This is a genomic window from Rhodosalinus sp. K401 (genome assembly GCF_041365735.1).
In the GTDB taxonomy this organism is placed as follows: Bacteria; Pseudomonadota; Alphaproteobacteria; order Rhodobacterales; family Rhodobacteraceae; genus Rhodosalinus.
The window spans coordinates 184893-197661 of sequence record NZ_JBGFSI010000005.1; the positions used below are offsets into that span (position 1 = coordinate 184893).

Here is a 12769-nt window from a genome sequence, read left to right on the forward strand (position 1 = left end):
GACCCGGGAACAAGCGCTACAGCCAAAGGCTTAAGACAAGGTTGCGCGGGATCGGGCGCCGGCGACGCGCATGGGGAGATCACGGGGCCAGAAAGCCGGGCCAGCCGACCCGCCTTCAGCGCACGAGCCGAAGTTCGGCGCAAAGCCCTCCGAGACGATCGCTTTCACCCAGGTGCAGGCTGCCGCCATGGGCGCGGGCCACGTCCGCCGCGATGGCAAGGCCAAGCCCCACACCGGTGCCGCGATCCTGGTTCCGCGCCGGGTCGAGCCTGGCGAAGGGTTTCAGCGCCTCCGCGCGGAGCTCGCCCGGGATGCCCGGCCCGTCGTCCTCCACGGAGAAGACGAGCGCACCGGGCGACGACCGCACCGACACCTCGGCCCGCGTGCCGTACCGCACGGCGTTGCCGATCAGGTTCTCGAGCGCCCGCCGCACCGCCACCGGGCGCAGATGCACGGTCTCGGGCGCGTCCACGACGGCCACGGTCACGTCCTTGCCCGCGCGCTGCGCGTCCTCGGCCACGCACCGCAAGAGCGCGCCCGGGTCCACGGGCTCCGGCTCCGCCGCGCCCGCATCGCCCCCCGCGAAGCTCAGGAATTCGTCGAGCAGGCGCTGCATCTCTTCCACGTCGCGCTCGAGCGGCATCCTGTCGGCATCGTCCAGCATGGAGAGCCCGAGCTTCAGCCGCGTGAGCGGCGTTCGCAGGTCGTGGCTGACGCCGGACAGCATCAGCGTGCGCTGCTCGATATGGCGCTCGATCCGCGCCCGCATGTCGAGAAAGGCGCGACCGGCCGCGCGCACCTCCTCGGCGCCCGAGGGGTGGTAGGGAACGTGCCGGCCGAGGCCGAACGCCTTCGCGGCATGGGCGAGCCGGGTGATCGGGCGCAGCTGGTTGCGCAGGTAGATGAAGGCGATGACCGTCATCAGCACGCCGAAGAACACCATGTTCACCAGAAGCTGATGCGGGTTCGAGGCCGAAAGCCGCACCCGCCGGAAATCGAGCCGCACCGGCCCGGCGGCACTCTCCGCGTAGAACGCGACCTCGCGATTGTCGGGCAGGACGAGCGCGCGGTACCCCGGCAGGCGCTCCTTCAGCGTGCGGATCACCACGAGGCCCGAGAAATCGAACCAGCGGCGCAGGTCGGTGTCCGGCACGGCCGCGGCATCGACCGGCCGAAGCGTGTATTCGAGCGTCTGCGCGAGGTCCTGCACCTCGGCCATCCCCCCGGTCTCCAGCCGCTCGAGCAGGAGGTCGATCTCGAGCGCGACGCTGCGCGTCATCTGCTCGGTCACGCCCTCGAAGTGACGCTGGATGAACACCACCGAGACCACGAGTTGCAAGGTGACCACGGGCAGAACGAGGATGAGCGCGGCACGCCCGTAAATGCCGCGCGGGACGTAGCGTTTGAGCCAGCCGAAGATCATGCCTAAACCTAGACCTGCCCCGCGCCAGGAGGAAGAGCAATGCCGGACCCGAGCGACGACTCCGCCCCACCCGCCGGTTTCGCCCGCGGCCTCTCGCCGGGCTTGCGGCGGATTCTGGCGCCGAACCCCTCTGCGATGACGTTCTGGGGCACGAACACCTATCTTCTCGGCGACCGCGACATCGCGGTGATCGACCCGGGGCCCGACGATCCGGGCCATCTGCGGGCGATCCTCGACGCGGTGCCGCCCGGCGCACGCGTCAGCCACATCCTCGTGACCCATGCCCACCGCGACCACAGCCCGCTCGCCCGGCCGCTGGCCGCGGCGACGGGCGCGCCGGTGATGGCGTTCGGGGGCGCGACGGCGGGCCGGAGCGCGGCGATGGAAGAACTCGCCGCCGCCGGGCTCGCCGGCGGAGGCGAGGGCGTGGACCACGACTTCGAACCGGATGTCCGGCTTGCCGACGGCACCGAGATCGAGGGCGCGGGCTGGCGGCTCACCGCGCTCCACACGCCCGGCCACATGGGCAATCACGTCAGCCTCGCCTGGGGCGAGACGCTCTTCACCGGCGACCACGTGATGGGCTGGGCAAGCTCCCTCGTCTCTCCGCCCGATGGCGACGTGAGCGATTTCATGGCCTCCTGCGTACGGCTGCGGCGCCGGGGCTGGCGCGTCTTCCATCCCGGCCACGGCGCCCCCGTCGCCGAGCCGCGGGCGCGGCTCGACTGGCTGATCGGCCATCGTCGTGCCCGCGAGGCCCAGATCCGCGCGGCCCTCGCCGCCGCACCCGGAACGGCGGCCGAGATCGCCCGGCGGATCTACACCGACACGCCCGAGGCGCTCTTGCCCGCGGCGACACGCAACGTCCTCGCCCATCTTCTCGACCTGCGCGGCCGCGGTCTTGCCCAACCCGAAGGCGCGTTGTGCGAACACGCGGTCTTCGCAGCGACCGTGCGCTGACCCCGGGCACGCGCGCCGCCGCACGACCAGTCACGCTCGCCGGCGCACAACCAATCACGCGCGCTTTCGCGCGACATTTCCGTGACGAACGGGCTGGACGCCGGTGCCGCACCTTGGTATAGCCCACGCCGTGTTCCGGCGTAGCTCAGCGGTAGAGCAGTTGACTGTTAATCAATTGGTCGTAGGTTCGATCCCTACCGCCGGAGCCAAAATAAGCCCTTTTAGGTCAACGCTTTGGGGGGCTTTTTTATTCCCGGAATTTGTCGCGGACGGCGCGGAAGGTAAGGCGCGGGGTCGTCTTGCGATTTCGATGCGGTGGCGATGATCGCCGCGCGGCAACCCTGCGACCCTGGCCGCCGTGAGCAGGCCGGTGGACGCCGGGTCCTTCCGCCATTCCCGAAGCCAACATTCTAGGAGAAAGCGGCCGATGACGGGCAAAGCCGGCCGGAAAAAGATCCCGGCCGGCCCGTCGTTCAGAAGCGCATGTGCAGCGACAGGCGCGCGCCATGGCTGGTGTAGTCGTCCGAGAACGCGCCGCGATACTCGGCATCGAGCGAGGTTTGCGACCCGCTGCCGCCAAGCGGCATCGACACCCCGAGGCCGATATCCAGCCAGTCGTCATCCTTGCCGTCGAGCGGCGTGCTGGCGACCAGGATATTGTCGAACGCGGTTTGCACGCTCTCATCGCTGCCGTTGCGGCTGGCATAGGCGACATGTCCGCGCAGCGTGGCCTGGCCCAGCATCGCTTCGCCGCGGGCGCCCAGACGCGCCAGCGTGAAGCTGTCGTCGAAATCCTCGACCGAGAGGTTGTAGATCCCGGCCCCGGTTTCGTCGAACCCATCCACCGAGGTGTTGTAGATCTGGATCGATCCCATCGGGCCGAAGGCGTAGCCGGCCCCGCGCACCGCCATGTAGTCGGCGCTGATCCCCGCGAAGGTCACCGTGCCGTCGGTGTCGCCGGTGGCTGTCCCGGTGAAGCCCGGAATGTCGATATTGCGCTCGCTGTCGAAGTCGAGGTTCTGGACGCCGGCGAAGGCGCGGAAACTGCCGGCGGCGCCGATGGGTCCCTCGATGAAGCCGCCGAAGGCGAACCCCTCGGCGTCGAGCGAGCCGCGGGAGTCGTCGATGTCGGCGTCGGCACGGCCGTAACCGAGCATCAGCCCGCCATCGAGCCCGTCCACCAGCGTCGTCTTGAGCCCGAAGCTCACGTCGGTCGTGGTGAAGTCGTAATCGCCGCCCGTCGACGTGCCGGAGACCTCGCCGGTGCTGCCGCCGAGCGAGACGAAGCCCTGCATGCTTTCACCCATCTGCCACCAGGGGCTGCCCTGGGTCGAGACGGTGGCGCTGCCCGCCGCGCCGACCCCCGCCGGAGTGCCGAGGGCGTGGACCTGGTTGCGGGCCAGTTCGTAGCCGAGCCCGCCATAGGCGCCGAGAAAACTGTAGCCCAGACGCTCGAGCGCTGTGTTCTGCTCGGCCGGTTCCTCGATCGCGAGGATCTCGTTGATCGCCGTCAGGTAGTCCTCGTCGGCGCCGAGATAGGGAATGTTCGCCGAATCGAGCGCACCCGCCACGCTGAACTGGTAGGGCGTCCGTGTCTCTTCCACGATCGGCGCGAAGCGCGGCGCGTAGCGAAGGATGAACTGCCCGTCCTCGACGTTGCCGACCGTGATCGTGTAGTTCAGGTTGGCATTGCGCAGATCCTCGATCCTGTCGACGCCGAAAAGCCCGTTGCTCTCGGCGCGCTCGAGGATCGCGTCGGGGACCGGATCGCCGGGCGCGTAGGCCAGATCGGCCGCGTCGACACCGAGCGCGGCGGCAAGCTCGTCGAGGCGCGCATCGATGCCCGCGTCGGGGGCGAGGCTTCCGTAGGTCCACTGGTCTGCGCCGACATTGTACCATGCCACCAGCGCAGACTCGTCGTCGGGATTGTCGTTGTCGTCCCAGAACAACCCGTCGGGCACCATGCTGTCGGCAATAAACGCGTCCCCGAAGAACGCGGTATAATCCGTCTGCGAGAGCAGCGCGGTCTCCCCGGGGCCGAAATCCAGCACGTCGATCGTGAAATCGTTGCTGAACCCGGCGCGATTGGCGGTGCTTTCAGGATCGGCCGTGTTCGTCGTGAAGAACCCGATCTCTCCCTCGTTGCCGCCCGCGCCGAAAAGCCCGTCGACCAGCCGTCCGCCGAGGCCGATCTCCGTCGTGTCGAGATTGAAGAGGACGGCGTCGGCGGCGTCGAGTTCGCCCATCGGCGTGCCGTCCATGTCGAGCAGTTCGACGGAAAAGCCGGTGATCCGCGCGCCGGTGAAGTTCTCGATCTTGCCGAAGGTGAAATAATCGACGCTCGACGTGTCGACTTCGACGGGCCCCTCCTCGCCCTGGAGCGTGATCGTCTCGCCCGGCAAGGACCCCGGCGTGGTCGACAGGATCAGGTCCAAGGGCGTCGGTCCGGTCAGCAGCGTCTTGATGCGCTTGCCGGATCCCCGCTCGGAGTCGCAGTAGACGTCGGGATTGCTGGCCATCAGGCAGTTCGTCATCTCGCCGCGAAAAGTGAGGTCCGAGTAGTCGGTGAGGAACACGGGGAAAGGATCGAGGAAAAGGAACTCTCCTTCGTTCTCGGGATCCTCGATGCGCGTGCGCGTGAAGGTCACGGCCTTGATGCCCGGCGCGACCACGCCCTCTTCCTCGTCGACGAGGATCAGACCATCCCCCGATGTTCCCACCAGCACGTCGTCGTCCAGCGTTCCCGCCCAGACCGGTCCGGCCGCAAGAGCCGCCAGAACGAGGGGCGATACCCCAACGCGCAATCTGGCCAGAAGCCCCGTGTCACTCTTTTGCATGTCAACTCCACTTGCTGCTGCGCCCGGTTTCTCCGGCCGCCATTCTTTCGCGCAGGACGAGATGCCGGAATTCCGGCAGCATCCGCCCGGCGCGGCTTTTCGTATGCAGTGTGTCGAATGCAACTTCGTTGATAGTTATCAACGACCTGACCCGTCCCGCGCGGCTGTGGCGGAACGATCACGGCAAGCCCGCCGCAGGCGGATCCGCCATTCCGCGTCGGGATGCGTGACGCCTGCACACCGGCCATGGCCCCAAGACGCGGCTCTTCCCGCGCGGTCCGGCATTGCGGCGTGCCAATGTCCGCCGAGTCGGGCATGCTGTTGCGGCAAGCCATGACCGGAGAGCATCCATGACGAGACCCGTTTCACTTGCCGCGCTGTTGGCATGGGCGGCCTTCGCCGCCCCCGCGCAGGAGGCCGCCGACGCCGTCGCGCCCGAGGCCAGCACCAGGGCGGCGGCCTTTCCCGGGCTTTCGCCCGCGGCCGAGGCGGCCTTCGCGGCCCGTGCGGCCGGCGTGCCCGTCAGGGCGGAGACCTGGATGGTCGTGGCGGCGAATCCGCTCGCCGTAGAGGCCGGGGCCGAGGTGCTGGCCGCGGGCGGCAGCGCTGCGGATGCGATGATCGCGGTGCAGGCCGTACTGGGACTGGTCGAGCCGCAAAGCTCCGGCCTGGGCGGCGGCGCCTTCCTGGTCTGGTACGATGCCGCCACGGGCGCGGTGACGACGCTGGACGGCCGCGAAACCGCCCCGATGGCCGCGCGGCCCACGCTCTTTCAGGACGAAAGCGGGGAGCCGCTGGATTTCTTCGACGCCGTCGTCGGCGGGCGCTCGGTGGGCACCCCCGGCACGCCGGCGCTGATGAAGGCCGCGCATCGCCGCTGGGGCCGCGCCAACTGGGGCGACCTTTTCGACGCCGCCATCGCGCATGCCGAAAACGGCTTCACCGTCTCGCCGCGTCTGGCAGAGCTCGTGGCGGGCGACGCGGACCGCCTGCGCCGCTTCCCGGCGACAGAGGCGTATTTCTTCCCCGGCGGCACGGGCCTTTCCGCGGGCGACACGCTGCGCAATCCGGCCTATGCCCGGACCCTTCGGGCCATGGCGCGCGAGGGCGCCGACGCGATCTACTCCGGTCCCATCGCCGAGGGGATCGTCGCCACGGTGCGCGCGGCCGAGGGCAACCCGGGTCTTCTCTCGCTGGCCGATCTGGCCGCCTACGAGGTGGTCGAACGGCCCGCCGTCTGCGTCGAATACCGCGCGCATGATGTCTGCGGGATGGGGCCGCCCTCGTCCGGGGGGCTGACCGTCGGCCAGATCCTCGGCATGCTCGGGGGCTACGACCTTGCAGAGCTCGGACCGGAGAGCGCCGAGGCCTGGCGGCTCATCGGCGACGCCTCGCGGCTCGCCTTCGCGGACCGGGGCCGTTACATGGCCGACAGCGACTTCGTGCCCATGCCCACCGAGGGGCTTGTCGATCCAGCCTACCTCGCCGAGCGGGGCGCGCTGCTGGCCGGCGACGACGCCCTGCCCGAGGTGGCGCCCGGCCGGCCCGAATGGGACCACGCGCGGATCTGGGCCGACGACACCTCCCTGGAACTTCCGTCGACCTCGCACATCTCGATCGTGGACCGCGACGGCAACGCGCTTTCGATGACCACAACGATCGAGAACGCCTTCGGTTCGCGACTGATGGCACCGGGCGGGTTCCTTCTGAACAACGAGCTGACGGATTTCTCGTTCCGCACCCATGCCGACGGCTATCCGGTCGCCAACCGGCTGGAGCCCGGAAAACGGCCGCGCTCTTCCATGGCGCCCACCATCGTCCTGCGGGACGGCGCGCCGGTTCTCGTCGTCGGCTCTCCCGGCGGGAGCCGTATCATCGGGTATGTCGCGCAAACGATCATCGCGCATCTGGATTGGGGCATGGACGTGCAGCAGGCCGTCGCCATGCCGCGGGCCGTCAACCGCTTCGGCACCTTCGATCTGGAGGCCGGCACCGAGGCGGAAGACCTGGCCGAGGAACTTGCGGCGCTCGGCTACGAGGTGAACGCGCGTAGCCTGACCTCGGGCCTGCACGCCATCGCCATAGATGCCGATGGATTGACCGGCGGGGCCGACCCGCGGCGCGAGGGCATCGCGCTGGGCCGGTAGAAAGCGTGGGGCCGCTCCGGTCAGCCCCCGCGAGCCCCGCAAGCTCTGCAGGTCCGGCCCGGGGGACGCCCGCCTACCCTCGGCGGCGGCCAGACCGCCGCGCCCCGTGGCGGACGGGCTTGCCCTTCGAGCGACGTCACCCGCAGGCGGGACGGACGAGGCGCGCGTAGACGTCGCCGGAGTTCGCGGCCGCCGGCAGAGCGTCCAGCGTCGCAGAGATCTCCTGCGGCGTCTGCCACCCGTCATGAAGCAGCCGGTGCTCCTCGCCGAGGCTGAGATTGTATTCGTAGGTCCCGAGCGTGCCCAACCGCGCGATGCAGGCCCGCGCGGCGGCCCGCTGTATCATGGTGACCTCGAAGGACAGCAACGGCAGCGCGGTGCTCAGCCCCTGCAGCACGGCAGGTTCGTGCCCCTCCACGTCGATCTTCACGAAATCGGGCGTGCCATGGCGCGCGATCAACGCGTCGAGCGTGGTGACGGGCACCGTGACGGCGCTGTCCCAGACCTCGTCCTGCCAGCCCGGCGCGCCCGCCGCGGCAGCGATGAAATCCCGCTCGAGCGTCGCGACGGTCGGATTGCGCGGGTTGAGATGAAGGACGAGTTCCCCGGGCGCGGCCCCCGCGGCCATGGGCAGCAGGGTGGCCCCCGGGGTCCGGCCGTGGATCAGGCGGAGCGCCCGGAACACCCGGGGCTGCGGCTCCAACGCGACGACGGATGCGCCAAGCCCGAGGAAGCTTCCGGTTCGATCGCCCAGATGCGCGCCGATGTCGAAAACGAGCGCCCCGGGCGACACGAGCGTTGCGTGCAGCGCATCCATGCGCGCGGTCCGCGCCCTGTCACGGTAGTAGATGTCCAGCGAGCGGCCGATGACCGACGCCGCCGGTTTCGTTCGTTTCGGTTTCGATGTCGCGTGCATCGCGGTCTCCAGGTTTCGGCGCGCGGATCGGCCGCTCCATCGATGCCGGCGCCATGGCCGAGATGCGAACGCCCGTCGCTGGTCCCGAAGAGTGACCCGGCCATCTTGCCTGCCCCGAGCGGCGTCCGAAACGCGGCCGACGGTCAGGTCCGGCCCCTAACGCCGGAACAGACGGGACTCGAAGCTCACGCCGACGCCGATCCGCGCGCTGTCCTGCGCCACGAGTGTCCCGAGCCCGTGGCGCCCGATGGCATTGGTCGCGAAGAGGTCGAGGCTTGCCGGTGCCGCGTCGAAGGCATAGCGCGCGCCCGCCGCCCAGACCGCGTCCTCGCCGCCCGACACGGGCGTCACCTCGCCGATCACCTGCCAGTTCGGACCGAAAGCGTGATTGATGCCAAGGCCGAGGCCGCCGATCTCCTCGTCGCCGAAGACGGCAAAGCGCGGATTGATGGTGACCGCTGTCGCCGCGCCGATGTCGCGGCTCGCTGCGAGGTCGGCGAAAAGCACGCCGGTCGTCGGCCGCTCCACGTCGCGCCCGGCAAGCAGCCCGGCGGAGAGGGAAAAGGCATCCCCGTTGTTGCGGTCGAGGAATTGCAGCCGCCCTCCGAACATGTAGCGGGCGTCCTGGCTGGGATTGCGGTCCGGACCGACGCTGCCGTCATCGGCGTAATCCTCGATCAGGGCCTCGATCTGTATCGCGTGATCGGGGCTGAAACGCAGGGCAAGCGCGGCGTTGTCGTCACTTCCCGCGCCGAGCCCGAGCTGGCCCTGGCCCGGACTGAGCGTATCGGCGCTCGACAAGGTGAACCCGGCCCGCGCCAACTGGCGGTCGCGCGGCGTCACCGGGCTCGGCGCGTCGACCCCGTAGGCCGCCCGCACCTCGCCGCGGGCACCCGGCGCATAGCTGAGCTTCAGTCCGAAAAGCGCCTCGTCGCCGCCCGGGAAGAGCGTCACGAGATCGGTGGCCGGCGACATCCCCAACCCGTTCGTCGCGAAGACATCGAGCGCGACCCTCGGCGTGACGGCGTAGCGAAAGCCGGCGGTCCAGACCGGCCGGCGCTCGATCTCGCCGTCGGCGTCCAGCGTATTGCCGCCCGGTCCGACGCTGGCCGTGACCCCGCCATAGGCCTGCAGCCGCGGGCCGGGCTGCCAGGTGGCGCCCACGCCCATGTGCACGTTGGTCCCGAGAAACTCGTACCCCTCCAGCCGATCCGGAAAGACCGTCACCCCCGGCACCAGGTGAAGGCGGAGATCCGGGCCCACCCGGAAACTCGCCGGCAGCTTGAGCGTGGCCGCGGCGCCGTGGATCCAGTCATCCCCGGCCGTCGCGTCGGGCTCGATCCCGAAATATTCCAGCCCGGCAAGCGCGGCGAGGTCCATCCGCGCATCCGACCTCAGGAGAACCTTGAGATGCGCGCCGACATTGGCGAGCGTGACATTATCCAGCGACCCGCCGATCGCCGAGACCGGCGGATCATCGAACACCTGCGCATCGATGCCGAACTGCAACCGCCCTGAACCGCGCCGGTCCACACCGCCGTGATAAAGCTGGATCCCGGTTCCGTCCCCTTTGTCGGGCCCCGTCTGGTGCGACCCGAATTCCAGCACTAGGCTGTCGCGCGGCAGCAGATATCCGGTATCGAAATTCGCATGGCGCGGTGCGGGGCTTTCGACGACCGGCTCGGCAAGGGCAGCGTCGGCAAAACCCATGCCCAAGACGACGATGGCGGCCTGAAGGCCCGGGACGGGCGGATGTTCGCGTCGTCGATTCACGTTCATCTCCGAACCGGTCTCCAATGCCAGGGCCCGCGGCTTTCGCCACGGCCGCCGGTCGTCACCGCGCGCGGGTAAGCGTAGTGTGCCAGCGCGGTCAAAGGAACCGGCAAGAATTGCACCCGCGATTTTTCGATCCCGTCCGGGACCGGAAACACACAGGTCCTGGCGAGAGACGCAGGACCGAGGGCGCCAAGGATCGTTCAGCGGCGCACGGACGCGTTCTTTCCGACCGCGCACCGGTTCGCCCCTCCCCCGGTTCGATCTCTGCGGCCGACGTCACCTTCCACTCGACCCCTTCCTTGCGGGGCGCCTCGTCCTGGTGCCACGCAACCCTGCGGCGATCGTCCCGCAGAAACGAGCAACTCCGTTCTTTTTTCGTTCCGACCCGCGCCTTATGCTGCGCCCTCGACTCACCCGGGCCGATCCATGACAGAGTTCCGCTTCGTTCACAGTTCCGACCTGCATCTCGGCCGCCGTTTCGGGCGGCTGCCGGAGGAGGTGCGCGGCCCGCTGGCCGAGGCGCGCCATACCGCGCTCGCCCGCCTCGCGGCAGCGGCGCGGGCGCATGGCGCGGCCCATGTCCTTCTGGCCGGGGACACGTTCGACACGCCCACCCCGTCCGACCGGGTGCTGCGGCAGGCGCTCAACGCCATGGCAGAGGCGGCGGGCGTCAGCTGGTGGCTGCTGCCCGGGAATCACGACAGCGCCGCGGGCGCCGAACCGCTCTGGGAGCGCATCGCCGCCGAGGCGCCGGCCAATGTCCATCCCGTGCGCGAGGCCGCGCCGGTCAACTTGGCGCCCGGCGTCACGCTTCTGCCCGCACCGGTCACGCGTCCGGCGCCGGGGCGCGACCTGACCTCGGCGCTCGACGCCATGGAAAGCCCCGAGGGCGCGCTCCGCATCGGGCTCGCCCATGGCGGGGTGGTCGATTTCGCGGAAACGGGGGCGAGCATTCCGCCCGACCGCGACCGCCGGGCCGGGCTCGACTATCTCGCGCTCGGCGACTGGCACGGCCCCCTCTCCGTCTCGGCGCGCACGCAATACCCCGGAACGCCCGAACAGGACCGTTTCCGCCACGGGCGCCGGGGCGTCTGCCTCGCCGTCACCCTGCCCGGCCCCGGCGCGGCGCCCGTCATCGAGGAGGTGGAAACCGGCGTCTTCCTCTGGCGGGAGGAAAGGCTGCCGCTGGTGCCCGGAACCGACCCCGAGGCGCAGCTTGCCGCGCTGCTCCCCGCCTCGGGCCGGCGGGAGATGCTCCTGCGCCTGAGCGCGGAGGGGCGCGCGCGCCTCGCAGAGCGCGCCGCGCTTGCCCGCGCCGCGGCCGCCGCGGCCCCGGATTTCTGGCATTTCGACCTGATCGCGGACGCCCTCGCGACGGAGCCCGACGCCGCGGACCTCGACGCCATCGACCAGGCCGGCGCGCTGCGCCGGGCCGCCGACGCGCTTGCCGCCGAAGCCGCGGACGAAACGCTGGATGCGACCGCGCGGCGCACCGCGGCGGCGGCGCTGGCGCGGCTTTATGCCTATGTGGTGGAGGGGGCGGCATGAAGCTTCGGGCCCTGCGCCTCGAGCATGTCCGCCGCTTCGACCGTCCGGTGCAGATCGACGGGATGGGCAACGGGCTCAACCTGCTCTGCGCGGCCAACGAACAGGGCAAGTCCACCCTCTTCGACGCGCTGCACGCGCTTTTCTACGCCCGCCACGGCTCACGCGCGCAGGACGTGCTCGCGCTGCGGCCCCATGCCGGCGGCGCGCCCGAGATCCGCGCCGAGATCGAGAGCGAGCAGACCGGGCCCGTCACCCTGGTCAAGCGCTGGCTCTCGCGTCCCGAGGCGCGGATCGAGCGCGACGGCCGCGTGATCGCCCGCGCCGACGAGGCCGAGGCGGTCATCGCCGACCTCGTGGGTGGCGCCGAGGGCGGTCCGGCCGGGCTGCTCTGGGTGCGCCAGGGCCTTCACGGCCTCGAGGACGGCACCGGAAAGGCCCGCGACGCGGCGCTGGCCGCGCGCCGCGATCTGCTGTCCTCCGTGGCAGGCGAGGTCGACGCGATGACGGGCGGCCGGCGCATGGACGCGGCGCTGGCCCGTTGCCGGGAGGAGTTGACGGAGCTGGCGACGCCGGGTCGCGCGCAGCCCCGCGGCGCCTACAAGGCCGCGCTGGACGAGGCCGCGGCGCTCGCGGATCGCGCCCAAGGCCTTGCCGAAACCGCGCGCGCGCTCTCCGAGGCCCTGAAGGACCGCCGGCGGTGCCGCGAGGAGCTGGCCGCGCTCGACGATCCCGAGGCCATGGAAGAGCGGCGCGCGCGCCTCGCCGTGGCCGAGGCGGCGCACGAGGCCGCGGAAAAGCATGCCGAGCATNGGCCATGGAAGAGCGGCGCGCGCGCCTCGCCGTGGCCGAGGCGGCGCACGAGGCCGCGGAAAAGCATGCCGAGCATCTGGACGCCGCCAGACGCAGCCGCGATCTTGCGCGCCTGGAGGCGCGGCAGGCGGCCGAACGGCTGCTCGCCCTGCGCGAGGCCCGCGCCACCCGCGAGACGGCCAATCGGGCCTGCCAGGAGGCCGACGTCGCATTGGAGGACGCACGGCAACGCGAAACGCAGGCCGCGGAGGCCGCCGCAGAGGCCGAGCGCACCCGCGCGGAGGCCGCCGCCGCGAAGGCCGGGGCCGATGCCGCGCGCCGCGAGGCGGAACGCCGGGCCGCGGCGGCAGAC

Annotated in this window: 8 protein-coding genes and 1 tRNA gene; 5 read left to right on the plus strand and 4 right to left on the minus strand. The window is 70.6% G+C overall.

What is annotated here, in order from left to right:
* Nucleotides 1-115: 115 nt before the first annotated feature.
* Nucleotides 116-1423 carry an ATP-binding protein gene (locus AB6A66_RS08400; RefSeq protein ID WP_371055523.1) on the minus strand — a complete coding sequence of 436 codons (1308 nt, stop codon included), beginning with the start codon at nt 1421-1423 and terminating at the stop codon, nt 116-118.
* A gap of 39 nt (nt 1424-1462) precedes the next feature.
* Between AB6A66_RS08400 and AB6A66_RS08405 the strand changes: the two genes are divergently transcribed.
* Both AB6A66_RS08405 and AB6A66_RS08410 read left to right on the plus strand, forming a co-directional pair.
* On the plus strand, nt 1463-2383 hold the full coding sequence (locus AB6A66_RS08405; protein ID WP_371055524.1) for an MBL fold metallo-hydrolase: 921 nt from the start codon (nt 1463-1465) through the stop codon (nt 2381-2383).
* A 134-nt stretch (nt 2384-2517) separates the two neighbouring features.
* Nucleotides 2518-2592: transfer RNA gene (locus tag AB6A66_RS08410), tRNA-Asn, on the plus strand.
* Nucleotides 2593-2856: 264 nt separating this feature from the next.
* On the opposite strand, the gene AB6A66_RS08415 is transcribed toward AB6A66_RS08410, so the two are convergent.
* Nucleotides 2857-5220 (minus strand): choice-of-anchor F family protein, encoded by a 2364-nt coding sequence (locus AB6A66_RS08415; RefSeq protein WP_371055525.1) that lies wholly within the window; start codon nt 5218-5220, stop codon nt 2857-2859.
* 350 nt (nt 5221-5570) lie between these two features.
* Here AB6A66_RS08415 and ggt point away from each other — a divergent pair, with 350 nt between their 5' ends.
* Nucleotides 5571-7367 (plus strand): gamma-glutamyltransferase, encoded by a 1797-nt coding sequence (gene ggt / locus AB6A66_RS08420; RefSeq protein ID WP_371055526.1) that lies wholly within the window; start codon nt 5571-5573, stop codon nt 7365-7367.
* A gap of 136 nt (nt 7368-7503) precedes the next feature.
* Here the strand turns inward: ggt and AB6A66_RS08425 are convergent, their stop codons facing one another.
* Together AB6A66_RS08425 and AB6A66_RS08430 are read right to left on the minus strand one after the other, a co-directional pair.
* Nucleotides 7504-8283: an FkbM family methyltransferase gene (locus AB6A66_RS08425; protein WP_371039019.1), complete on the minus strand. Its 780-nt coding sequence runs from the start codon at nt 8281-8283 to the stop codon at nt 7504-7506.
* A gap of 156 nt (nt 8284-8439) precedes the next feature.
* Entirely contained in the window at nt 8440-10056 is a 1617-nt protein-coding gene (locus AB6A66_RS08430; RefSeq protein ID WP_371055527.1) for a hypothetical protein, read from the minus strand.
* Between the two features lie 429 nt (nt 10057-10485).
* Here AB6A66_RS08430 and AB6A66_RS08435 point away from each other — a divergent pair, with 429 nt between their 5' ends.
* The gene (locus AB6A66_RS08435; RefSeq protein WP_371055528.1) at nt 10486-11607 is read left to right on the plus strand and encodes an exonuclease SbcCD subunit D; all 1122 of its coding nucleotides are present in this window, start codon (nt 10486-10488) and stop codon (nt 11605-11607) included.
* Nucleotides 11604-12769 (plus strand): AAA family ATPase (locus AB6A66_RS08440; RefSeq protein ID WP_371055529.1); only part of this gene is annotated, 1166 nt, incomplete at its 3' end. The genes AB6A66_RS08435 and AB6A66_RS08440, both read left to right, overlap by 4 nt.

Coding starts and splice junctions, on each gene's coding strand:
- AB6A66_RS08405 (WP_371055524.1), top strand. CDS start 1,463: ATGCCGGACCCGAGCGACGACTCCGCCCCACCCGCCGGTTTCGCCCGC.
- AB6A66_RS08435 (WP_371055528.1), top strand. CDS start 10,486: ATGACAGAGTTCCGCTTCGTTCACAGTTCCGACCTGCATCTCGGCCGC.
- ggt (WP_371055526.1), top strand. CDS start 5,571: ATGACGAGACCCGTTTCACTTGCCGCGCTGTTGGCATGGGCGGCCTTC.
- AB6A66_RS08415 (WP_371055525.1), bottom strand. CDS start 5,220: ATGCAAAAGAGTGACACGGGGCTTCTGGCCAGATTGCGCGTTGGGGTA.
- AB6A66_RS08425 (WP_371039019.1), bottom strand. CDS start 8,283: ATGCACGCGACATCGAAACCGAAACGAACGAAACCGGCGGCGTCGGTC.
- AB6A66_RS08400 (WP_371055523.1), bottom strand. CDS start 1,423: ATGATCTTCGGCTGGCTCAAACGCTACGTCCCGCGCGGCATTTACGGG.